This window comes from Streptosporangium brasiliense (genome assembly GCF_030811595.1).
Taxonomy (GTDB): Bacteria; Actinomycetota; Actinomycetes; order Streptosporangiales; family Streptosporangiaceae; genus Streptosporangium; species Streptosporangium brasiliense.
Genome location: NZ_JAUSRB010000002.1, coordinates 2,321,935 through 2,344,976 on the forward strand (window position 1 = coordinate 2,321,935; position 23,042 = coordinate 2,344,976).

Sequence of the window (23,042 nt, forward strand, 5' to 3'; positions counted from 1 at the left end):
GGACGGTCCGGGGCCGGGGCGGGCCCGCGTGCGCCCGCGCGGTCCGGGGCGCACCGGCGGGGCGTTCGGAATCGTCTCCCGCGTGGCGTTCGGCTTCTACGGCCTTGAGTGGCAACGCCTGAATTAAGGTGGCGTTGCCCATGTCGCACGATCAAGCGGCGATTGGGGCGCTCTCCCCCCTCATGCCCGGAAAGCTGAGGTCGAGGAGAGACCCATGTCCCACAGACGTCCCCTTGCGGCGGGGTGTGTCCTGGCGCTCGCCGCACTTGCCCTGACGGCCGCCCCAGCCGTCGCCAGGCACCGGACGGCGGACAGCCCGGTGGTCCCGACCGCCTGGAACCCGCCGCCGGGCATGATCGAGGCGCTTGAGCGCGATCTCGGTCTCAGCCGGGAACAGGTCCACGCCCGCCTGGCCAACGAGGCCCGCCTGGCGCCGGTCGAGGAGGACCTCCGCCACCGGCTGGGCCCGCACTTCGGCGGCTCCTGGTTCGTCGGGACCACCGCGCAGGTCCTCGTGGTGGCCACCACCGACCCCGCCGACATCCCCCAGATCATCGCCGGCGGCGCCCGGCCCGAGGTCGTCGGCACGTCGATGACGAAGCTCGTGTCGACCAAGAAGAAGATCGACGAGGTTCTGCTCGGCCGCCCGAAGGGCGGGACGGTGAGCTACATCGACGTGAAGACCAACAAGGTCGTCGTCCTGTCCAAGGAGACCTCGGAGACCGAGGTCATCATGAAGAGCATCGACATGGACGGGGCCGTGGTGAGCGTGCTGCCCTCCGGCGAGGACCCCCGGCCCTTCTACGACCTGGTGGGCGGCGACCCCTACTACATCGGCACCGTGCACCGCTGCTCGATCGGCTTCTCCGTGACCCGCGGAGCCCAGAAGGGCTTCGTCAGCGCCGGCCACTGCGGCAAGGTGGACGAGACCACCACCGGTTTCAACCGGGCGGCCCAGGGCGTCTTCCGGGGGTCGACCTTCCCGGGCAGCGACTTCTCCTGGGTTGCCGTGAACGCCAACTGGACGCCCAAGCCGCTGGTGAACAACGGCAGCGGCGGCACCGTGCGCGTCAGAGGCTCCAGGGTGGCCATCGAGGGCGCCTCGGTCTGCCGGGCCGGCTCCACCACCGACTGGCACTGCGGCACGGTCCTGCAGCGCGACGCCAGCGTCGCCTACCCCCAGGGGAGCATCTACGAGCTGACCCGCACCAACGTGTGCGCCGAGCCAGGCGACTCCGGGGGCTCCTTCGTCTCCCAGGACCAGGCCCAGGGGGTCACCTCCGGCGGCTCCGGCAACTGCACCACGGGCGGCGTCACCTACTTCCAGCCGCTCGGCGAGATCCTCACGACCTACGGCCTCACCCTGGTGACCGACGGCGGCAGTCCGCCGGCCGCCGCGGCCTGCAAGGGTTACCCGAAGAACGTCACCGGCAGGCTGAGCGCCGGTCAGGGCGCCTACCAGCCCGACAACCGCTACTACCGGGCGAGCGTCACGGGCCTCCACTCCGGCTGCCTGGACGCCGCCGACGGCGTCGACTTCGACCTCTATCTCCAGAAATGGGGCGCCCTCGGCTGGCTCACGGTCGCCCTCTCGGAGGGGCCGGGCCCCGACGAGAAGATCGATTACACCGGCACGCCGGGTTACTACCGCTATCGCGTGTACGCCTCACGCGGCTCCGGCCCCTACGCCCTGGGCTTCAGGGCGCCGTGACGGCCCGGCCGCCGGGTCGGGTGCCCGGCGCGGCGGCCTCCCGGACGTCGTGATCTCGGCGAACTGTCCGCCAGGTAACACATTACATCTCAAACAGTGAGACGGTTGGTCAGGATGGAGGCAAGCCGGGGTAGAGTGCGTAAGACCTGCTCGCCAGGTTCCAACTGAATATTTGCTCATCCAGAGGGGTGGAGGGACCGGCCCTGCGAAGCCCCGGCAACCCTCCCGGTTCAAGACTCGTGATCTGACGAGGTCGGCCGGGACAGGTGCCAATTCCGGTCTGCGGCCAGGGTGGTCGCAGACGAAGATGAGGGAAAGGCCTCGCTTCATGGCGCTCGCAAGCACTGAAACCACCACCTCGCTCGACTTCGGCCCCGCCGCGGCCCTGTCCTGCCGCGAATGCGGCGCCCGCTACGACCTCGGTCCCAGCTTCGCCTGTATCGAGTGTTTCGGGCCCCTTGAGATCGCCTACGACTTCGGGCGCGTGACCCGGGAGCAGATCGCCGAGGGGCCGACGAACATCTGGCGCTACCGCTCGCTGCTGCCCGTCCCCGCGGACGTGGCCGCCAAGCCCAACATGGCGCCCGGCTGGACCAAGCTCGTCAAGGCCGACAACCTCGCCCGTGAGCTGGGCATCCGTTCGTTGCACGTGAAGGACGACTCCGGCAACCCCACCCACTCCTTCAAGGACCGCGTGGTGGCCATCGCGGTCGAGGCGGCCCGCAACTTCGGCTTCCACACCCTGTCCTGCTCCTCCACCGGCAACCTGGCCGGCGCGGTGACCGCGGCCGCCGCCCGGGCCGGGCTGGACGCCTGCGTGTTCATCCCCGCGGACCTGGAGCAGGCCAAGATCGTCATGGCGTCGGTCTACGGCGGCAGGCTCGTCGGCATCGAGGGCACCTACGACGACGTCAACCGCTTCTGCTCGGAGCTCATCGGTGACGAGCTGGGCGACAAGTGGGGCTTCGTCAACGTCAACCTCCGGCCTTACTACGCCGAGGGCTCCAAGACGCTGGCCTACGAGATCGCCGAGCAGCTCGGCTGGCGGATCCCCGACCAGATCGTCATCCCGGTCGCGTCCGGCTCCCAGCTCACGAAGATCGACAAGGCGTTCAAGGAGCTGATCGCGCTCGGTCTCGTCGAGGACCGGCCATACAAGATCTTCGCCGCCCAGGCCGAGGGCTGCTCCCCGGTCTCCGCCGCCTACAAGGCGGGCCACGACGTGATCCGCCCGGTCAAGCCGGACACCATCGCCAAGTCGCTGGCGATCGGGAACCCCGCCGACGGCCCCTACGTGCTGGACATCGCCCGGCGCACCGGCGGCGCGGTGGAGGACGTCACCGACGCCGAGATCGTCGACGCGATCCGGCTGCTGGCCAGGACCGAGGGGATCTTCGCCGAGACCGCGGGCGGCGTCACCGTCGGCGTGCTGCGCAAGCTGGTCGCCTCCGGGCGGCTCGACCCCGAGGGCGAGACCGTGGTCCTCAACACCGGCGACGGCCTCAAGACCCTCGACGCGGTGGCGGACCAGGCGCGTCCCACCGCGGTCATCCGGCCGTCTCTTGACGCATTCCGTACGGCTATCGCCTAGAAACTTGTGAAAGGGACTGAATAATGAGCGTTTCTGTGCGGATTCCGACGATTCTCCGGACCTACACCGGCGGCTCGGCCGAGGTGACCGCGGAGGGGGAGACCCTCCGGGAGGTTCTGCAGAAGCTCGATGCGGACCACCCCGGAATCGGCGCCCGCATTCTCGATGAAACGGGCAAGATTCGGCGTTTTGTCAACGTCTATGTCGGGGATGAGGACGTCCGTTTCGCCGACAACCTCGACACGGCCACGCCGTCCGGCGTCCAGATCTCCATCATTCCGGCGGTCGCGGGGGGCTGACCCCCGGCGCCTCCGCGCGCCCACCCCGCCTCTCCCTGACACCCGCACGCGGCCCGGCCGCGTGCGGGTGTCGTGTTTCGCGGGGAAGATCGCCTCTGCTGACCTGGGGATATGATGCAATTTTTAACCAATTAATCGTACCGGCAAAACTCTGCTCCGCCCCTGAATGCGTATGTAAAGGGGTAGTTTGCTGATTGACTCTGTTGCCCTATGGTGTCCCACAGGTATGGTCGAGAACGATCGACGTAGGCGATGTCTACGCCTCGGAGATTGAGGACTTCGCGAGAGGAATGGGCGGCGTCCTCAAGTCCAGTAAGAGGAGTCAGAAGTGGCGCAAGGCACCGTCAAATGGTTCAACGCGGACAAGGGCTACGGCTTCATCGCGGTAGACGGTGGTAAGGATGTGTTCGTCCATTACTCCGCGATCATGATGGATGGCTATCGTGCGCTCGAGCAGGGCCAGCGGGTCGAGTTCGAGATCACTCAAGGCCAGAAGGGCCCCCAGGCGGAATCCGTCCGGGCGGTCTGACGCACCCCTTTCCGTCCATTCGTCGGGAAATGTCGGCGGATCCCGCGGCAGCGCAGTCCGCGTGGATCTTCCGGCGGTCGGCCCGGCTCGCCGCGCAACCGGCGGGCCGGGCCTTCGCCGTGAAGGCGGGACCTCGTTCTAAGCTGGGTGCAGGTCAGGGCCCCACAGCTTGCACTCGGCAGGGTAGAGTGCTAAACAGTTCGTTGGCACTCCCTGTTGGAGAGTGCCAACCCTGGATCGAGACGATGGGACCCGCCGAACGGAGTCGCGGGTCCACATGCCGTCGCGGGCGTCGGCTCGATCTGGTGCAAGCCACCCTGCGTTTGGGAGGTCTAGCCGTATGGCAGCCAAGATGATCGCGTTTGACGAGGACGCCCGGCGCGGTCTCGAGCGCGGTATGAACCAGCTCGCGGACGCCGTCAAGGTGACCCTCGGCCCCAAGGGCCGTAACGTCGTCCTGGAGAAGAAGTGGGGCGCCCCCACCATCACCAACGACGGTGTCTCCATCGCCAAGGAGATCGAGCTCGAGGACCCGTGGGAGAAGATCGGGGCCGAGCTCGTCAAGGAAGTCGCCAAGAAGACCGACGACGTCGCGGGTGACGGCACCACCACCGCCACCGTGCTCGCCCAGGCCCTGGTACGCGAGGGTCTGCGCAACGTCGCCGCCGGCGCCAACCCGATGTCGCTGAAGAAGGGCATCGAGGCCGCCGTCGAGCGCGTCAGCGAGGAGCTCTCCAAGCTGGCCAAGGACGTGGAGACGAAGGCGCAGATCGCCTCCACCGCCTCCATCTCCGCGGGCGACCCGCAGATCGGCGAGATGATCGCCGAGGCGATGGACAAGGTCGGCAAGGAAGGCGTCATCACCGTCGAGGAGAGCAACACCTTCGGCCTGGAGCTTGAGCTCACCGAGGGCATGCGCTTCGACAAGGGCTACATCTCGCCTTACTTCGTGACCGACCCGGAGCGTATGGAGGCCGTCCTCGACGACCCCTACATCCTCGTCGTCAACTCCAAGGTCTCCGCCAACAAGGACCTGCTCCCGGTCCTCGACAAGGTCGTGCAGGCCGGCAAGCCGCTGCTGATCATCGCCGAGGACATCGAGGGCGAGGCCCTGGCCACCCTGGTCGTCAACAAGATCCGTGGCCTGTTCCGCTCGGTCGCGGTCAAGGCTCCCGGCTTCGGTGACCGCCGCAAGGCCATGCTGGGCGACATCGGCATCCTGACCGGCGCGCAGGTCATCAGCGAGGACCTGGGCCTGAAGCTGGAGTCGACCACGCTCGACCAGCTCGGCCGCGCCCGCCAGGTCATCGTCACCAAGGACGAGACCACCATCGTCGACGGTGCCGGCGACGCCGAGCAGATCGCCGGCCGGGTCAACCAGATCCGCGCCGAGATCGACAACACCGACTCCGACTACGACCGCGAGAAGCTCCAGGAGCGCCTCGCCAAGCTGGCCGGCGGCGTGGCCGTCATCAAGGCCGGCGCGGCGACCGAGGTCGAGCTCAAGGAGCGCAAGCACCGCATCGAGGACGCGGTGCGCAACGCCAAGGCGGCCGTCGAGGAGGGCATCGTCCCCGGCGGTGGCGTGGCGCTGCTGCAGGCCGGCGCCAAGGCCTTCGACAAGCTGGAGCTGCTGGGCGACGAGGCCACCGGTGCCGCGATCGTCCGCAAGGCTCTGGAGGAGCCGCTGAAGCAGATCGCCGTCAACGCCGGCCTCGAGGGCGGCGTCGTGGTGGAGAAGGTGCGCAACCTCACCCCGGGTGAGGGCCTGAACGCCGCCTCCGGCGAGTACGTCAACATGTTCGAGTCGGGCATCATCGACCCGGCCAAGGTGACGCGTTCGGCCCTGCAGAACGCGGCGTCCATCGCGGCGCTGTTCCTGACCACCGAGGCCGTCATCGCCGAGAAGCCCGAGAAGGCCGGTGCCGCTCCCGCCATGCCCGGCGGCGGCGACATGGACTTCTAAGTCCGGAGCTTTCCCAGAAAGAGGCGTCCCCGGTGTCCGGGGTCGCCTCTTTCCGCGTTCACCGGCGCCGCCGGTCGAACACCCGCCACCGCGGCGGTGCGCCGTTGTCCGTCCGGGCGCCACCCTTCATCAAAGGGACGGGTCACCCATCAAAGGGGCGGGTCTCCCGTCAAAGGGGCTCGTGTCCGCCGGATGAAGCCGTTCAGCCGGGCCCAAAGGGCCGAACAACGTTCTTTTCTACGCGGCCGGCAGCCGGTCAAGACGCCGTCCCGGCGGGGAAACGCGGTCCGCGCGGGAATCGCGGGCAATCGGGCCGGGTGTCCTAACTCAGGGCCTTGACCCAGCGCGACCACTGCGGCTGGGGAGCATAACCGGCGGCGCCCCAGGCGTGATGGGCCAGGACATTGTCGTGCAGGACCATGGCGTCGGCGCGGAAAGCGGCGAATTGCGCGAAACGCTGCTCCGCGGCCCGGATCAGGGCGGTCCCGATCCCCTGGCGGCGGCGGCCGGGGGCCACCGCCAGCCGGTAGAGGTGGGCGCGCCAGCCGTCCCAGCCCGCGATCAGGGTGCCGGCCATCTCCCCGTCGACCTCCGCGATGAGAACGGCCTCGGGGTCGCGCTCGATGAGCGCGACCACCTTGGCCGGGTCGTCGTGCCGGTCGGTCCCCTCGGCGGCTCCGAGCCAGAAGGACAGCAGCGCGTCGACGTCGTCGAGCTCCCCATATCGGACATTGATTCCCATGGGCCGGAAACTAGCAGAGCTGCGCGGGGAGCTCCCTGGTGTGCAGGACGGTCAGGGAGGTGACCGCCCGGGTCAGGACCACGTAGAGGCGGGCCAGACCGCGCGGCTCGGCGTCCACGATGTCGGCCGGTTCGACCACGATGACGTGGTCGTACTCCAGACCCTTGGCCAGGGTCGCCGGGATGACCAGCAGGCGGTGCTCCTCCACCGAGTCGGGGCTCAGCACGCGGTGGTCCAGCTGGGACAGCGACTCCGACACGGCCGCGACCGAGGCGTCCGGGACGATGACGCCGATCGACCCCTCCCGGGCGAGCGCCTCCCGTACCGCCTGCCCGAGCGCGGCGGCCGGGTCGGGGGCGGGCCGTACCGACAGGGAGCCCAGGCCGGGACGGAGAGACCGGGGGGCGGCCAGGCCCGGGGCGACGGCGGGCAGCAGCCTGGCGGCGTAGTCGAGCACCTCGCGGGGGACACGGAAGCCGAGCGTCAGCTCGGTGACCGCGCCGTCCTCGAAGCCCAGGTGGGTGAGGACCTCGCTCCAGGAACGGGCCGACCAGGGGGTTGTGCCCTGGGCGAGGTCGCCCAGGACGGTGGCCGAGCCGGTACGGCAGCGCCGGCCGAGGGCGCGCAACTGCATCGCCGACAGGTCCTGGGCCTCGTCCACGACCAGGTGCCCCAGCGGCGCGGTCCGTTCGATCAGGTCGCCGAGCTCGTCCATCAGCGCGCCGTCGGCGGCCGACCACTTCGCCGAGCGGTGGGACTTGGCCGGTCTGGCCCACAGGAGCAGGGCCTGCTCGGCGGCGGTGAGGTCGTCCTTGGCGGCGGCGGCGAGGAACTCGGGGTCGCTGAAGAGCCGGTGGAGCACCTGCTGGGGGGTCAGCTTGGGCCACACCTGGTCCACGAGCTGCTTGACCGGCTTGGAGCGCGCCACCGCGTCCTGCACCCGGTCGTCGGGGGACTCGCCGCGCTGCTCCATCCGGACGAGCACCAGGTGGGCCAGCCGCTGGGCGAGGGCCGCCCGGCCGGGGCCGTAACGGGTGGTCCCGCGGAGCGCGGCGACGACCTCGCGGACCTCGTGGTCGGCCACCCGGTAGCGGTTGACGCCCTTGGTGAACAGCACGCCCTCGGTGGGCTTGACGATGTGCATCCACAGGGCGCGCCTGAGCACCGGCGCGATCCTGGCGTCTCCCTTCACCGCGCTGACCGCGGGGTCCTCCGGGGCGGAGTGGTCGCCCAGGATCCCGGCGACCGTGGTCTGGTCGACCTTGACCTCGCCCAGCGCGGGGAGCACCGAGGAGATGTAGGACAGGAAGGCCCGGTTCGGGCCGACGATCATCACGCCGGAGCGGGCGAGCTTCTCCCGGTGGGTGAAGAGCAGGTAGGCCGCCCGGTGCAGGCCGACGGCGGTCTTCCCGGTGCCGGGCGCGCCCTGCACGCAGACGGTCTGGCCGAGCTCGGACCGGACGATCTCGTCCTGGTCGGGTTGGATGGTCGCGACGATGTCGCGCATCGGGCCGGAGCGGGGCCGCTCGATCTCCTCGGTGAGGATCCTGCTGTGCTGCGGGGCGCCGCCCTGGTCGAGCGGCTCGTCCTCGTAGGCGGTCAGGTCCCCGCCGTGGTAGCCGAAGCGCCGGCGGAGCGCCACGCCCATCGGATCGGCCGGGCTGGCCTGGTAGAAGGCCCGGGAGACCGGAGCCCGCCAGTCGATCACCAGGGGGCGGCTGCGGTCGTCGTGGACGTGCCTGCGCCCGACGTAGACGGTGCCGGGGAGGTCGTCGTCCGCGTCCCGGTCGAGGCGGCCGAAGAACAGGGGGGTGCCGGAGTGGTCGGCGAGCGCCGCCACCCGCTGGTCCAGCAGGGCCTGCAGGATCTGCTGCGAGACCCAGTCTCCGGCGGCGTCGGAGGACAGGGACTGGGCGTGTTCGCGCATGGCGCGCAGGGCGGCCCTGGATGCGGCCAGGTGCGCGCGTTCGGCGGCGAGGGTGTCGGCCGGGTCGCCGGTTATGTCGGGGGCCAATTGATGTGCGGGCACGCGGAAGCGCCTCCCATTCGATAAACGGAGGTGGTAGGTCATCAGGCAGCGAATCGGCTAGCTTACCGGCCCGTCTTCACTCGCTCAAAAGGATTAACCGCCTGTCGGGGTGGTTTCCCGGAGAATCGCGCGGACCATCCCGATATACCGAGCGTGTCCAATCTTCTACGTCCCGTGCCCGGAGCCGCCCGGCTCTCCCTCTGCCCGGCCGGGCGATCTCTCCGTCCGGCGGGACGCGGGGCCGGCCGGACCTCGGAGGCCGCCCGCCCGGCCGCGTCCGGGCAGGCCGGAGGGGCGCGGACGCCAGGGGTTCCGCTCCGCCGGCGGGGCCCGCCGTCCGTCGCGCGGCGGGCGCCCGGCCGTCTCCGGGATCTCCCGGCGAGGCGGTCCTCCCGGTCTCCGCGGCCCGCGGGTGACCGCCCCGGGGCCGGTGAAAGGGGTTTCGGCGGCCCAATCGGCCGGCATTTCGGTAACCGCGCTGACACCCTCCGTGATTCTGCCTCAAAATAGCGAAAAACCCGGGCAAATCCGGTGACTCACGCAGATCATGGGGGTATGTCGCCAGTGGCCGTCGCGGCCTAGCGAGGGGGTGGTTTCTTTGTCGAAAGCCTGCGGTATTTCGTGGACCTGATTGACACAGATGACGGCGTGTTCGCCTTGTGACGCTAATCGCCGGCGAGCACGTCGTCCGCGTCGATGATCTGATAGGCGTAGCCCTGTTCGGCCAGGAACCGCTGCCGGTGCGCGGCGAACTCCTGGTCGACCGTGTCCCGGCTGACCACCGAGTAGAAGCGGGCCCCGCCCCCGCCGGACTTGGGCCGCAGCACGCGGCCGAGCCGCTGCGCCTCCTCCTGACGTGATCCGAAGGTGCCGGAGACCTGGATGGCCACCGCCGCCTCCGGCAGGTCGATGGAGAAGTTGGCGACCTTGGAGACGACCAGGACCTGGATCTCCTTGTCGCGGAACGCCTGGAACAGCCGCTCCCGCTCCTTGACCTTCGTCTCGCCCTTGATCACCGGTGCGTTCAGGTGCTCGCCCAGCTCGTCGAGCTGGTCGATGTACTGGCCGATCACCAGCACCTGATCGTCCGGGTGCCGCCGGACCAGCGCCTCGGTCACCCGGCTCTTGGACGGCGTGGTCGCGCAGAACCGGTAGCGCTCCTCGGACTCGGCCATCGCGTAGGCCAGCCGCTCGTCGTCGGTCAGGGTCACCCGGACCTCGACGCAGTCGGCCGGGGCGATCCAGCCCTGGTTCTCCATCTCCTTCCACGGCGCGTCGTAGCGCTTGGGGCCGATCAGGGAGAACACGTCGCCCTCCCGGCCGTCCTCGCGCACGAGCGTCGCGGTCAGCCCCACCCGCCGCCGGGCCTGCAGGTCGGCGGTCATCCGGAAGATCGGCGCGGGCAGCAGGTGCACCTCGTCGTAGACCACCAGACCCCAGTCGCGGGCGTCGAACAGCTCCAGATGGCGGTAGACGCCCTGCCTGCGGGTCGTCATCACCTGGTAGGTGGCGATGGTGACCGGCCGGATCTCCTTCTTGGTGCCGGTGTATTCGCCGATCTCGTCCTCGGTCAGCGAGGTCCGCTTGATCAGCTCCTGCTTCCACTGGTGCGCCGAGACCGTGTTGGTCACCAGGATCAGCGTCGTCGCCTTGGCGTGCGACATCGCCGCCGCGCCCACGACCGTCTTGCCCGCCCCGCAGGGGAGCACGACCACGCCCGAGCCGCCGTGCCAGAACGCCTCGGCGGCCTCGCGCTGGTAGGGGCGCAGCTCCCAGCCGTCTTCGGTCAGCGTGATCGGGTGGTGCTCGCCGTCGACGTATCCGGCCAGGTCCTCGGCCGGCCATCCCAGCTTGAGCAGGTGCTGCTTGATGTTGCCGCGCTCGCTCGGATGCACCGCCACCGCGTCGGCGTCCAGCCGCTCGCCCAGCAGCGGTTGGATCTTCTTGGAGCGCAGCACCTCCTCCAGCACGGCCCGGTCGGTGCTGGTCAGGACGAGCCCGTGGACGGGATGCTTCTCCAGGCGGAGCCTGCCGTAGCGGGCCATGGTCTCGGCTATGTCGACCAGCAGCGCGTGCGGCACCGGGTAGCGGCTGTGGCCGATCAGCGCGTCGACCACCTGCTCGGCGTCGTGCCCGGCGGCCCGCGCGTTCCACAGCGCCAGCGGGGTGATCCGGTAGGTGTGCACGTGCTCGGGAGCGCGCTCCAGCTCGGCGAAGGGCGCGATCGCCTTGCGGCACTCGTCGGCCTTGTCGTGGTCGACTTCGAGCAGCAGGGTCTTGTCGGATTGGACGATCAATGGTCCGTCAGTCAAAGACTTCTCCCTTGTGTACGGCCGGCGAGCCCATGGTGACACTCGCACGGGGATCCGCCGGGCCGTTCCCGGCCCGTCGTCCCCCGCTCCGTATGTCCAACAGAGATGAGCCTCCTGACAGTCCCTGACCGGCTCAGCTGTCGAAGGCGCCGTTGACGCCCGCGACGATGAAGGCGCCGATGCCCAGGACGACCAGCGCGACGTTGATGCCGATGCCGATCCAGGTCCACTTGAGAAGGTTCCGCGCGCTCTGGGGGTCGTTCTCGACCTTGCCCAGCGCGATACCGGACATGATGGCCCCGGCGATGCCGCCCAGGCTGACGTAGCAGCTCAGGGCCAGCACGATGCTGATGACGAGCGCGACGATCGCGTGGGTCCGGACGCCGTCGTTGTTCTGGCGCGGCGGGGTCGGGTAACCGTAGCCCGGCTGCCCGTAGCTCTGCCCGTAGGGCGACTCGCCGTAGCCCTGTCCGTAGCCCTGTCCGTAGCCCTGGGCCGGCTCGCCGTAGGTCGGCTGCCCGTAGCCCTGGGCCGGCTCGCCGTAGGTCGGCTGTCCGTAACCCTGTCCCTGTCCGTAGCCCTGTCCCTGCCCGTAGTCAGGCTGCTGCCCGTAGCCCTGGCCGGACTGCTCGTGGCCGTAGGGCTGCTGGCCGTACCCGGGAGTCTGACCGGGACCCGTGCTGTAGGGGCTCTTCCAGTCGTCCGGGTTCGTGCTGGGACCTTCGGGGTTACCAGTGCTCACTGTGAATCTCTCGCTTCGTGTTGAGCCGGGAACATCAAGAAATATCACGATATGGGGCTTGTGCCGTGTGTCACAGCCGTATCCGGCGGGACCGGACCGCGGGGGAATCCCCGCGTCCCGGCGGGCGACGGAGCCCTCCGCGTGCGCGGTTGAGGCCGAGGATCCGCGTGTGTGGGGCTCCCCTCAGTTGATGTCGGCGATGCCGGTGATGCGGTGCAGGGCGAAGCGGTGCACCGCCGCCCGGGTCTCGTCGTAGGCGGTGAGATAGCCGCCCTCCATCCGGGCGGGTTCGAGGATCCGGCTGGTGGCGTTGCCCTGGGAGTCGAGGTAGCCGATCCAGACCTGGGAGCCCTGCCGGATGGCCTCGCGCAGCGCGACGATGGTGGCGGTCGCGGGGGAGCGGGGCACCTGGCCGGAGGGGGCGTCCACCGGGGCGCGGCGCGCCTGATACGCGGCGTCGCCGGCGCGGACGGCACGGACGGCCGCCGCCACGACCTCGGCCTCCAGGCCGTTGAACGTGGCCGAGGAGCGGATGATGGGCTGACCGTCGGTCCGGCGGACGTCGAGCTGGGTGATGATCACGTCGCCGTCCAGTGACTCGGCGGCCGGGGCGTAGCCCATCGCGCGCAGTGAGTCGACCAGCGTCGGCCGGGACGTCTTGGAGGCGATCACGGTGGGGGCGAGCCGGCGCAGCCGCAGCGGGAGGGCCCGCCTGTCGGCCATCACCTCATCCAACAGTGAGGGGTCGTCGCAGCGCACGTAGGCGCTCGCCGTGCCGACGCGCATCCGGCCGTGCCGGCGGGCCACATCCGTGACCAGGTAGCTGAGTGGCTGCGGGACGGGCGTGGCGGAGTGTCGCTCCAGCATGGCCAGCATCTCGTCGGCGCTCTGCCCCGCGTCGAGCGCCCGCCGGATCGAGCGCTCGTCGAAGCGGTAGACCGTCGCGCCGCCGGTGGACTCCACCTCGGCCGCCAGCCCCAGCCACCGCCGCAGGTCGCTGGTGAGCGGGCCGGGGGCGACGGCGGTCAGGTCGGCCTGGAGGAGCACGTGGTCGAGCGGCTCCGGCAGCAGCGGGGCCAGGATCTGGCCCGCCGACAGCGCGCGGTCGCCGCCGGGCAGCAGGGCGCGGCCGTGGTCGACGATCGCGCCGAGGCCGGTGACCCCGATCTGCTCGGCCTCGCGCAGCGTGAACTCCACGAGCTGGTCGCGGTGGCCGCCGCGGCGGCGGGGCTGCTCCCAGGCCAGCCGCTCACGCACCGACTCTGAGGTGGGCGCCAGGCCGGGACCGGCGACGGCGAGCATGCCCAGGGTGGTGGTGCGGACCTCGGCGGCGGCCGAGCGGCGCAGGTCGGGGTGGAGGGCGTTGAGCAGCCGGTCGCGCTCGTCGCGTTCGCCGATGACTCCCGGCACCCGGTCCATGGTGAGCCAGGTCGTGGCCAGCACCGTCCAGCGGTCCTCGGTGCCCTTGACCCGCCAGCCGTCATAGGCCGGGGTGGGCAGCCAGTCGCCGTCCACCGCGCCGCTGGCGGCCACCAGCCCGGCCGCGTGGGCCACTTCGACGATCAGCCCGGCGACCCACTCGGGGACGTCGAGCAGGACCGCGGCCCGCTTCAGGTCGCGTACGGCCAGGCCGCCGCTGCGGAGCACGCCGGGCGGGTCGACGCTCCACCGCTCGCACAGCTCCTCCACCGCGCGGGTGAAGGTGAACGCCTGTCCCGCGGCCGTGCGGCCGGCGAGCCCCTGGTCGCGGACGGTGCCGTCGAGCGCGGGCGGGACCGGGGAGAGGTCCTGGTGGATCCGGCCGCCGCGCAGGAACAGGCCGACCTCGCGGGGCAGGACGACGGTCTCCTCGCCGGTGGCGCCGAGCAGGGCGCGCGAGAGCAGCTGCTCGATCGGCGACTGGGCGGTGGCGGTCCGGACCTCCCGGCGCGCGTTGGGCACCCGGCCGCTGGCGGGCCCCCAGGCCAGCTCGTTGAGCGCGGACCGGGCCTGCGGCGAGACGTCCTGGATCAGCCGTCCGACGACCTCGGGGTCGCCGAGCAGATCGGCGAGGGCCTCCTTGGTGGCGCCGTCGCCGCCGATGTCGTGGACCAGCTCGGCCAGGCGCTCGGCGGGGTGGTGCCTGAACACCTCCGTCGCCGGCGGGCCGAGCCCCGCGGGCGCCTCCAGGACCTCGCGCACGCCGGGGGCCGGGGCCAGCGCCTTGTCGGGACCGTAGACCAGGGCCAGGGTCCGCAGCCGTTCGACCGTCTCCTTGAGCGCGGCCGGGAGCGCCGGCTCCGCCCCCGCCCGCAGCGCGCGGGCCGTCTGGGAGCGCAGCGTCCGGTAGGCGAGGGGCGACGGGAGCACGGCCAGCGTCTCGATGACCGACAGCGTGAACAGGTCGAGCCTGTCGAGCACGCGGCCGATCGCCGACGGGCTGCTCGCCCGCCCGGCCAGCCCTTCGAGGTGCGCCGGGACCGGGGTGATGAGCTCGGGTCGCACGGCGACGAGAGCCCGTAACTGGTCATCGCTCCGGCCGCGCAGCCACTCGGTGAACTCCGTGCTCATTCCGTCAATGGTAGGAGGCCTTACCGACAGAGCGGGGCCCGGGGAAAACCCGTTCCCGGGCGGTAGGCCGCGCGGGGCCCCAGGTGATCACCACGGGGTCCCCCGTGGGCGCTGGTGGGGGACCCTCCCGAGGCCCGGAACGGGGCAGGCCGGGGCGGGCTCCTCCGCGGTCCGGCCGTACGGCTCTCCATGGTCCGATCTCCATGGTCCGGATGCATAGCTCTCCGCGGTCCGGCCGCACGGCTCTCCATGGTCCGATCTCCATGGTCCGACCGCACGGCTCTCCGCGGTCCGGCCGGACCGGCTTCAGCCGATCGCCTGGACGGCCGGGCGCGGCAGCAGGCCGAGTGCCAGCCGTACCCAGGAGCTGACGAAACGGTCGCGCTCGGCGCGTCCGGGGGGCTCGCCGACGGTCTCCTGGAAGAGCCGGTAGTGGACCACCGCGCCGCCGAGCACCGCGCCGATCCCGGGCCAGTCGAGGTCGGCCCCGGCGTATTCGGGCTGGGCGCGGAACCACGTGGTGATCGCGTCGAACATGGGCTGCAGCAACCCCTCGCGGACGATCGCCACCAGTTCGGGGAACTGGCTCAGGTCGCGGAAGAAGACGCGCGTCAGCTCGCTCTCCTCGCGGACCTTGGCCAGCCCGGCCTTGCACAGGTGCGCCAGGCGCTCCTCGATGTCGACCGAGGGGTCGACGGCGCTCATCTCGGTCAGGGTCTCGGCGATCTGGGCCCGGGTCCGGGCGGCGTGCTCGTTCACCGCCGCCGCCAGCACCTCGTATTTGGACTTGAAGTGCCGGTAGAGCCCGCCGGCGCCGGGGGACAGCCCGGAGGCGGCCTCGATCTCCGCCACCGAGGTCGCCGCGTAGCCTCGTTCGGCGAACAGGCGCAGGGCTTCGTCGATGATCCGCTCGCGCGTCGATCTGGTCATTTCTCTGCCGATACCTCCCCCATGACCCTATCCAGTGCCGGACATGTCGGCTCTCGGCGCGCCGGGCCGGGCCCGCGCCGGGCCGGGCCGGGTCCGTGGCAGAGCGAGCCCCGGGCGGGCGCCACCCGTACGGCGGCACAGGATTACCTCTGTTCCCCGAGATTTGGCATGCTTCGAGAGGCCGGCGGGGCGGGACTCCGCGGAGGAACGCGGAGGGATGAGGAGCGGTGATCGACCGAATGAGCTCGGTGGGGTTCGACCTGGACTTGACGCTCGCGGACACGCGGGCCGGCATCGCCGCCGTCTTCGACGAGGTGGCGCTCCGTCTCGGCGTGCCCATCGACAGCGCCGCCGTGGTGGCCAGGCTGGGGCCGCCGCTGGAGTGGGAGCTGGCCAACTGGCTGCCCCAGGAGGAGATCCCCGCGGCCGCCGCCCTCTACCGGTCGCTGTATCCCTCGATCGCCGTCCCGGTCACCACCCTCATGCCGGGCGCGCGCCAGGCCGTGGCGGCCGTACGGCGGGCCGGCGGCCGGGTCATCGTGGTGACGGGCAAGAACACCTTCGACGCGACCAGGACGGTCGAGTTCCTCGGCCTGGAGGTGGACGAGATCGCCGGAGCGGTCTTCGGCGCCGCCAAGGGCCCGGCCCTGGCGGAGTTCGGGGCGGTGGCCTATGTCGGCGATCACGTCGGCGACATCGAGGCGGCACGGGCGGCGGGCGCCGTCAGCGTGGCGGTGGCGACCGGTGGCTACCCGGCGGGAGAGCTCCGCGATTACGGGGCCGACGCGGTGCTCGGCGACCTGACCGAGTTCGCCGAGTGGTTCGACGGCTGGCGGACGCCCGCCGCGCTCGTGTAATTCAGTCCCGATTAGCAGTCTGATTAGCACTGGTGTAATTCAAAGCCGTTTAGACGGTCGCCCTCGGCCTCCGCTGGGCATAATCTACATCCATTCCTTTTCACGACAGTCTGAACGAGGTCACCCCTGTGCCGAGTGGCAAGGTCAAGTGGTACGACGCCGACAAGGGTTTCGGCTTCCTCACCCGCGACGACGGCGGTGAGGTCTTCGTGCATTCTTCCGCGCTGCCCGGTGGCGTGGACTCCCTCAAGCCGGGCCAGAAGGTCGAGTTCGGCGTCGCCGAGGGACGCCGCGGCCAGCAGGCGCTCTCGGTCCGCGTGATCGACCAGCCCCCCACGTTGGCCAAGGCCGCCAAGCCGAAGGGCAAGCGCAAGAAGCCCGACGAGATGGTCGTCATCGTGGAGGACCTGATCAAGCTCCTGGACGCGGTCTCCACCTCTTATCAGAAGGGCAAGCACCCCGAGGCCGTGCACGCCAAGAAGATCGCCGCCGTGCTCCGCGCCGTGGCGGACGACCTGGACGACTGATCCTGACGGCAGGCCCGGACAGCAGGTGAGCGACCCCCGCGGCTAGCCGTGGGGGTTGGTCAGCGGCTTGGTCCGCCGCTCCGTCGGGGGGTCCTCGCGCCGCACGACCGCGGTGGTCGTCCCCGCCGGCTCCGGCCGGTGCCGCTCCCGGGGAGCCGGGGAGCGCCCGTCGAGGTCGGCCGGATCCTCGGGGTCGCCGGAGCCGTCGGAGGCGGCGGTCCGGGCGGCCTCGACCCGGGCGTCCCTCGCGCGGGCCACCGCGCGCCGCCGTACCAGCAGCCAGCCGAGCGAGCCCCCCAGCGCCGCGGCCATCACCGCGAGTCCGGCCGGCCCGTCGGCGAACAGCGACAGCAGCAGGCCGGCCAGCCCGCCGAGCACCCAGGCGACCTGCAGGAACGCCTCCACCACGCCGAAGGTGGACGAGCGCACCTCCTCGCCGATCTCACGCTGCACGATCGCGTCCAGGGCGAGCTTGCCCAGCCCCTGGGCGAACGCGGAGACCAAGGCGACGGCCACCACGCTCCACAGGTTGAACACGATCGCCGCGACCACCGTGGTCACGGCCGACAGCGCGAGGGTGAACAGCACGATGAGCTGCGGGGAGCGGCTGCGCACCCAGGAGGCCACGGCGGTCCCGGCCAGGCCGCCGGCTCCGGCCGCCACGGCCAGCACGCCGATCGTGACCGTGGGGGCCAGTCCGGGCAGCTTCCCGTCCTGCACGAGGAAGAGCAGGTAGAACAGCAGGAACCCGGAGTAGAGGCGGATGGCCACGTTGGCCTTCATCGCCTCGGCGACCACCGGGCCCACGTTGAGCAGGGTGCGCCAGCGAGGCGGCCGCTCACCCTCCTCCTCCAGCTCCTCCAGGTCGGGGGAGTCGACGTGACGCGGCAGCCGTACGGCCAGGACCCCCTGGAGCAGGAAGACCGCCGTCGCGCCGCGCAGCACCCACTCGGCGCCCAGCCAGGCGCTCACGCCCGCCCCGACCGGGATCGCGACACCGGCCGTGACCAGGGAGAACAGGGCCGTCCTGGCATTGGCGGTGACCAGTGAGATGTCGGCGGGCAGCACGTTCGGCGTGATCGCCGCGCGCGAGACGCTGTAGGCCTTCGACAGCACCAGCACGGCCAGCGCGGCGGGGAAGATGGTGAGCACGTCGTCCGGGACGATCGCCGCCGCCATCGCGAAGCAGAGCAGACCGCGCCCGAACAGGGTGCCCGCCATCACGAAGCGCCGGCCCGCGCGGAACCGGTCGAGGACCGGGCCGACGAACGGCGCGACCACCACGAAGGGGATCATCGTGATCAGCAGGTAGAGGGCGACCTGACCGCGGGCCTCGTTCACCGGGAGCTTGAACAGCGTCCCGGCCAGGGCCGCGGTGACCAGCGCGTCGCCGGCGCTCTGCGTCGCGGTCAGCTCGATCAACTGGCCCAGCCCCGTGCGGCCCGCCCCCTGGGCGTGGGTCAGCCGCCGCGCGGCCCTGCCGAGCCGCCGCGTCCCGCTCGCCGCGCCGCGGCCGGCCCGCACGGTCGCCCGCCCCGTGCTCCTGCCCGCGCGCGCGGTGGCCCGTCCCGCCCCGGCGGCCGAACGGCCGATCAGACGTGAGGTCTCGCCCACTGTCTTCCGTGCCCGTTCCCACCCATTTGCCACGCATCCAGTCTTACCCGATTGACTCATCCCCATGGCTGGGGCTCGGGGACCCCGCCCTTCACATCGTGGCGCTCCCGTCCCACCGGTATCGCCCGTGCGGGCCGGGCCCGCTCCGCTCCCGTCCCGGCTCCACGGGCGCCTGCCACGTCAGGTGGGCGGGAGGAGGGGCCGAGGAGTTTTTTCCGCCCCGCTAAAATCGGGGTCCGCGCCCCGCGACCCCGGTGACGGGCCGGTTGCCCGGTGCGCCGGGGCGGCGTGGTAGGGCGATACCGGTGCAGTACGCTCCGGGCATAGGTGAGAATGAACTGTGAGTCAGCGCAGCGAGCGAGCCAGAGAGCACAGCGGCCGTCGGGTTGCGAGGCCGACGGAGGAGGACTCGTGAGCCGTACTCGATCCCGCACCGCGCCGCTCGACCCGGCGTGCGTCGCCGCCGTCGACCTGGCCCGCTCCGCCATCGAGGAGAACGTCAGGCCCGACGAGGTGGGCGAACACCTCGGAGTCGAGGGCGAGGGCGAGCGTGTCGTCACCCACTTCTTCGCCTGTCTCGACCGCGCCTACCGGGGGTGGCGCTGGGCCGTCACCGTCGCCCGGGCCTCCCGGGCGCGCAACGTGACGGTCAGCGAGGTCGTGCTCCTGCCCGGCGCCGGGGCGCTGCTGCCCCCGGAGTGGGTGCCGTGGAGCGAGCGGCTGCGCCCCGGCGACCTCGGGGTGGGCGACCTGCTGCCGACCGCCGCCGACGACGACCGGCTGGCGCCCGGCTACACCGAGACCGCCGACGACGCCGACCGTCAAATGATCTTCGAGTACGGCCTCGGCCGGGCCCGGGTGCTCTCCCCGATCGGCCGCGACCGTGTCGTGCGGCGCTGGCACTCCGGTGAGTCCGGCCCGCACACCCCGCTCGCGCACGCCGCCCCCGCCCAGTGCTCGACCTGCGGCTTCTACTGGCCGCTGGCCGGTGTGCTGGGGGCCGGCTTCGGTGTCTGCACGAACGAGTACGCCCCCGACGACGGGCGCGTGGTCGCCGCCGACCACGGCTGCGGCGCGCACTCCGAGGCGGCCGTGCTGCCGCACCAGGTCGAGCCCACCTCGCCGATCCTCGACGATCTCGCCTACGACCATCTCACCGAGGAGTCCGCGGAGCCCGACCTGACCGGTTCCGTGGACGACGCCGACGCCGAACCGCTGGGCCACTCCTGATCTGACGCTGTTCCTCGCACGCCGCCGGGCTCCCCGGCCCGGCGGCTGCCGCGCGACGTGACCTGCGGGCCCTTCGACCTTTGGACTCATCGCTGTGACTGACATCTTCGGCACCGACCGACTGCGTTCCGCCGTGCTGACGGCATGGACGGCCTCACCCGCGCGTTTCCGCGAGGACGCCAACGCCGAGGAGGACTTCGCGCTCGGCGGCTACCGCGACCGGCTGATCGTCGAGCTGGCCCAGAACGCCGCCGACGCCGCGCTCCGGGCGGGGGTGCCCGGCCGGCTCCGGCTGTCGCTGCGCGAGGGCGTGCTGTCGGCCGCCAACACCGGCGCCCCGCTGGACGCGGCCGGGATCGAGAGCCTGTCCACGCTGCGCGTCTCCAACAAGCGGGACGAATCCGGCATGGCCGGCCGGTTCGGCGTCGGTTTCGCGGCCGTGGTGTCGGTCACCGACGAGCCGGTGATCGGCTCGCTCGGCTCCGGGGTCGTCCGCTGGTCGCGTGACCAGACCACGGCCCTGGTGGCCGCCGAGCCCACGCTGGCCAAGGAGCTGTCCGAGCGCGGCCGGCACGTGCCGCTGCTGCGCCTGCCGTTCCCCGCCGGCCCGGTGGAGGTGCCCGGCGGGTTCGACACGCTCGTACGGCTGCCGCTGCGCGACAGGGCGGCCGAGGACGCGGTCCGGCGGATGCTGGCGGAGGCCGGGCCCGCGCTGCTGCTCGGCCTGCCCGCTCTCGAGTCGATCGAGATCGACGTGGACGGCGAGGTCCGCACGGTCCTGCCGGACGGCTGGCGGGTGGTGTCGGCCTCCGGCGGGTTCACCCCGGAGCAGGTGGCCGAGCTGTTCGCCGACCGGCCGACCGAGGAGCGGGCCCGGCCCTACTGGCTGGTCCGCTGGGCGGTCCCGGTCGACGGGGCCGCCGGCGGCGCCGGGCAGGCCCTCCACGACGGTGCGCAGGAGGGCGAGCCCCGGCCGCTGCCCGCGCGGGTGCCGCCCGTGGTGCACGCCCCGACGCCGAGCGACGAGCCGCTGGACCTGCCCGCGCTGCTGATCGCCTCCTTCCCGATGGCCACCGACCGGCGGCACGTGGCCATGGGGCCGCTGACCGACTTCCTGGTCGAGCGGGCCGCCGACGCCTACCTCGAACTGCTCACGGGGCTGCCCCGCACGCCCAAGCTGCTCGATCTCGTCCCCGGGCTGATGGGCAAGGGCGAGCTCGACGCCCAGATCCGCCGGGCGATCCTGCGCCGGCTCCCCGACGTCCCGCTGCTGCCCGCCCTCTCCCCGCCGGCTGACGGCGAGGGCCTGCCCGCCGACGGCGGGGACCTGGTCGTGGCGGGCCGGCAGGCGTCCGCGGTCGCGGGCCCGGCCGAGATGCTGGAGAAGATCGCCGGCATGGTGCCCGGCCTGCTGCCCGCGGGGTGGCCGTCCCGGCACCCGGCGATCACCACGCTCGGCGTCCGGCGGGTGCAGCTCGCCGACGTCGTGGACATGCTCTCCGGCGACGCCGTCGAGGACAGGGACCCGGCCTGGTGGCGGTCGCTGTATGAGGTGCTGCCCGCCGACGACCCCGAGTCGCTCGGCGCCCTGCCGGTGCCGCTGGCCGACGGCCGCCTGGTCCGGGGGCCGCGCGGCACGCTGCTGCTGAGCGACGGCTCCACGCTGGACCTGGCCGTGCTCGCCCCGCTGGGGCTGCGCGTCGTCCACCGCGACGCCGCCCACCCGCTGCTGCTGCGGCTCGGCGCGGGCGAGGCGACGCCCCGCACGGTCCTGGAGGATCCGCTGACCCGCGCCGCGGTCGCGCAGTCCCTCGACAGCCCCGACGCGGAGCCGGTGGCCCAGGCGGTCCTCGCGCTGGTGGAGGCAGCCGGGCTGGCCGCCGGCGAGGCTCCGTGGCTGGCCGAGCTGGCGCTGCGCGGCGCCGACGGCGAGCTCTACCCGGCCGGTGAGCTGCTCCTGGCCGACGGGGCGCTGGCCGGGCTGCTGGACCAGGAGACGCACTTCGGTACGGCCGCGCCTGAGCTGGTGGAGCAGTACGGCCCGCGGGTGCTGGCCGCGGTCGGGGTGCTCGACGGCTTCGCCGTGGTGAACGACGCCGACGTCATGATCGACCCGGACGAGTGCGACCACGACCTCGACCGTGAGGACGAGTGGCTGGAGGCCGTCCTCGACCTGCTGCCCGAGATGGACGTCCCGCCGATCGCCAGGGAGTTCTCGGCGATCCGCGACCTGGAATACGTCGCCGACTGGCCCGCGGCGCTCGCCCTGCTGTCGCGCCCGCCGCTCCGCTCGGTCCTGCACCCGCTGCGGGTCCTGGTCGCGGGCGAGGTCGTGGAGGTGCCCTCCTACACCGCCTGGTGGCTGTCCACCCATCCGGTGCTGGGTGGCAGGCGCCCCACCGAGCTGCGGCTCCCGGCCGGCGACCCGCTGCTGTTCGGCCTGTACGGCGAGGCCCCCGCGGGCCTCGACGAGGCCGCGCTGGCGATGATCGGCGTCCGGACCACGCTGCCCGACCTCCTCGCCTCGCACGGCGGCCCCGACGAGCTCCTCGAACTGCTCGCCGACCCCTCGATCGAGGTGGACCGCGCCCAGCTCCGGGCCCTGTGGGTGGCGCTGGCCGCCGTCGCCCCCGCCCGCGTCGCGCCGCCCCGCGCGGTCCGCGCCGTCCTCGACGGCGAGATCGTCGTCGCCGACGTCGAGGACGGCCGCCTGCTGTCCGGCGGGACCGGGGGCGAGGCGGGCGAGCCGGTCGTGGTCGAGGCGCCCGACCTGCTCCCGCTGGTCGCGGACCGGCCGCTGGTCCTGGCCCCGTTCGACCTGGCCGAGGCGCTGTCGGAGCTGCTCGACCTGCCGCTGGCCGGGGAGGAGGCCACCGGCGAGGTGACCTCCACGGGCACGGTCCGCGAGGTCCCACCCGCCGTGCGCTCACTGCTGCCGGGCGCGCCCACCACCTACGTGGAGCACGAGAAGCTACTCGTGGACGGCGTCCCCGCCGCCTGGCGGTTCTTCGAGGGCGCGGTGCACGCCGCGGGCGTGGAGGGCCTGGCCCGCGGGCTCGCGTGGGCGTCGGGTCAGTGGGGCGACCGGCTGGCGGCCGCGGCGCTGCTGCGCGACCCGGCCGCGGTGCCCCTGCTGCTGGCCGAGGCCGACCTGGACAGCTGGACCGCCTCGACCGGCTGAGTCCCGCCGGCGGAGCGGTGTCACCCGGCCGCGGCCGCGCTCCTCGCGGCCGGTGCGGGTCACAGGGCGGCCCGGATGCGGGTCAGAGGGCGGCGGCCCGGGTGTGGGAGACGGGGCGGGTGTCCCTCTCCCGCCGTGCCCGGGGGTGGCTCTCGCCCGTGTCCGGTGAGTCGGCTCCGGCGTTGGCCAGGGAGCCCGCTGTGTCCGGTGGGCCGGCTCTCGCGGTGGCCAG

General features: G+C 72.0%; 16 protein-coding genes and 1 riboswitch. Of the genes, 9 read left to right on the plus strand and 7 right to left on the minus strand.

The genetic code is table 11. The annotated features are described in order from the left end of the window. The first annotated feature begins 214 nt into the window (after window positions 1-214). The 5 genes from J2S55_RS19490 (at window position 215) to groL (ending at window position 6,096) form a co-directional block, all read left to right on the plus strand. Window positions 215-1,711 (plus strand): S1 family peptidase, encoded by a 1,497-nt coding sequence (locus tag J2S55_RS19490; RefSeq protein ID WP_306862902.1) that lies wholly within the window; start codon window positions 215-217, stop codon window positions 1,709-1,711. 173 nt (window positions 1,712-1,884) lie between these two features. Further along, a riboswitch (SAM riboswitch) is annotated at window positions 1,885-2,025 on the plus strand. 14 nt (window positions 2,026-2,039) lie between these two features. Further along, complete coding sequence (gene thrC / locus J2S55_RS19495; RefSeq protein ID WP_306862905.1) at window positions 2,040-3,302, plus strand: threonine synthase; 1,263 nt, start codon at window positions 2,040-2,042, stop codon at window positions 3,300-3,302. Between the two features lie 23 nt (window positions 3,303-3,325). Next, window positions 3,326-3,601, plus strand: coding sequence for a MoaD/ThiS family protein (locus J2S55_RS19500; protein WP_306862908.1), 276 nt, complete (start codon window positions 3,326-3,328; stop codon window positions 3,599-3,601). Between the two features lie 328 nt (window positions 3,602-3,929). Further along, the gene (locus tag J2S55_RS19505; protein ID WP_012895270.1) at window positions 3,930-4,130 is read left to right on the plus strand and encodes a cold-shock protein; all 201 of its coding nucleotides are present in this window, start codon (window positions 3,930-3,932) and stop codon (window positions 4,128-4,130) included. A gap of 340 nt (window positions 4,131-4,470) precedes the next feature. Continuing rightward, on the plus strand, window positions 4,471-6,096 hold the full coding sequence (gene groL / locus J2S55_RS19510; RefSeq protein ID WP_306862916.1) for a chaperonin GroEL: 1,626 nt from the start codon (window positions 4,471-4,473) through the stop codon (window positions 6,094-6,096). A gap of 322 nt (window positions 6,097-6,418) precedes the next feature. Here the strand turns inward: groL and J2S55_RS19515 are convergent, their stop codons facing one another. The 6 genes from J2S55_RS19515 to J2S55_RS19540 form a co-directional block, all read right to left on the minus strand. Continuing rightward, complete coding sequence (locus J2S55_RS19515) at window positions 6,419-6,838, minus strand: GNAT family N-acetyltransferase (RefSeq protein WP_306862918.1); 420 nt, start codon at window positions 6,836-6,838, stop codon at window positions 6,419-6,421. 10 nt (window positions 6,839-6,848) lie between these two features. Beyond that, window positions 6,849-8,867: a HelD family protein gene (locus J2S55_RS19520; RefSeq protein WP_306862920.1), complete on the minus strand. Its 2,019-nt coding sequence runs from the start codon at window positions 8,865-8,867 to the stop codon at window positions 6,849-6,851. 665 nt (window positions 8,868-9,532) lie between these two features. Continuing rightward, entirely contained in the window at window positions 9,533-11,179 is a 1,647-nt protein-coding gene (locus J2S55_RS19525; protein ID WP_306862923.1) for a DNA repair helicase XPB, read from the minus strand. Between the two features lie 133 nt (window positions 11,180-11,312). After that, window positions 11,313-11,921 carry an MgtC/SapB family protein gene (locus tag J2S55_RS19530; RefSeq protein ID WP_306862925.1) on the minus strand — a complete coding sequence of 203 codons (609 nt, stop codon included), beginning with the start codon at window positions 11,919-11,921 and terminating at the stop codon, window positions 11,313-11,315. Between the two features lie 183 nt (window positions 11,922-12,104). Next, the gene (locus J2S55_RS19535; protein ID WP_306862927.1) at window positions 12,105-14,471 is read right to left on the minus strand and encodes a helicase-associated domain-containing protein; all 2,367 of its coding nucleotides are present in this window, start codon (window positions 14,469-14,471) and stop codon (window positions 12,105-12,107) included. Window positions 14,472-14,777: 306 nt separating this feature from the next. Then, window positions 14,778-15,401, minus strand: a complete 624-nt coding sequence (locus tag J2S55_RS19540; protein ID WP_306862930.1) for a TetR/AcrR family transcriptional regulator — start codon at window positions 15,399-15,401, stop codon at window positions 14,778-14,780. A gap of 227 nt (window positions 15,402-15,628) precedes the next feature. On the opposite strand from J2S55_RS19540, the gene J2S55_RS19545 reads away from it, so the two are divergent. Both J2S55_RS19545 and J2S55_RS19550 read left to right on the plus strand, forming a co-directional pair. Next, complete coding sequence (locus J2S55_RS19545) at window positions 15,629-16,258, plus strand: HAD family hydrolase (RefSeq protein WP_306862932.1); 630 nt, start codon at window positions 15,629-15,631, stop codon at window positions 16,256-16,258. 128 nt (window positions 16,259-16,386) lie between these two features. Then, window positions 16,387-16,785 carry a cold-shock protein gene (locus J2S55_RS19550; RefSeq protein ID WP_031169890.1) on the plus strand — a complete coding sequence of 133 codons (399 nt, stop codon included), beginning with the start codon at window positions 16,387-16,389 and terminating at the stop codon, window positions 16,783-16,785. 42 nt (window positions 16,786-16,827) lie between these two features. Here J2S55_RS19550 and J2S55_RS19555 read toward each other — a convergent pair whose 3' ends face one another. Then, window positions 16,828-18,399, minus strand: a complete 1,572-nt coding sequence (locus J2S55_RS19555) for an MFS transporter (protein WP_306862935.1) — start codon at window positions 18,397-18,399, stop codon at window positions 16,828-16,830. A 411-nt stretch (window positions 18,400-18,810) separates the two neighbouring features. On the opposite strand from J2S55_RS19555, the gene J2S55_RS19560 reads away from it, so the two are divergent. Beyond that, the gene (locus J2S55_RS19560; RefSeq protein WP_306862938.1) at window positions 18,811-19,629 is read left to right on the plus strand and encodes a DUF3027 domain-containing protein; all 819 of its coding nucleotides are present in this window, start codon (window positions 18,811-18,813) and stop codon (window positions 19,627-19,629) included. A 94-nt stretch (window positions 19,630-19,723) separates the two neighbouring features. Continuing rightward, complete coding sequence (locus tag J2S55_RS19565) at window positions 19,724-22,810, plus strand: sacsin N-terminal ATP-binding-like domain-containing protein (RefSeq protein ID WP_306862941.1); 3,087 nt, start codon at window positions 19,724-19,726, stop codon at window positions 22,808-22,810. Window positions 22,811-23,042: the final 232 nt, after the last annotated feature.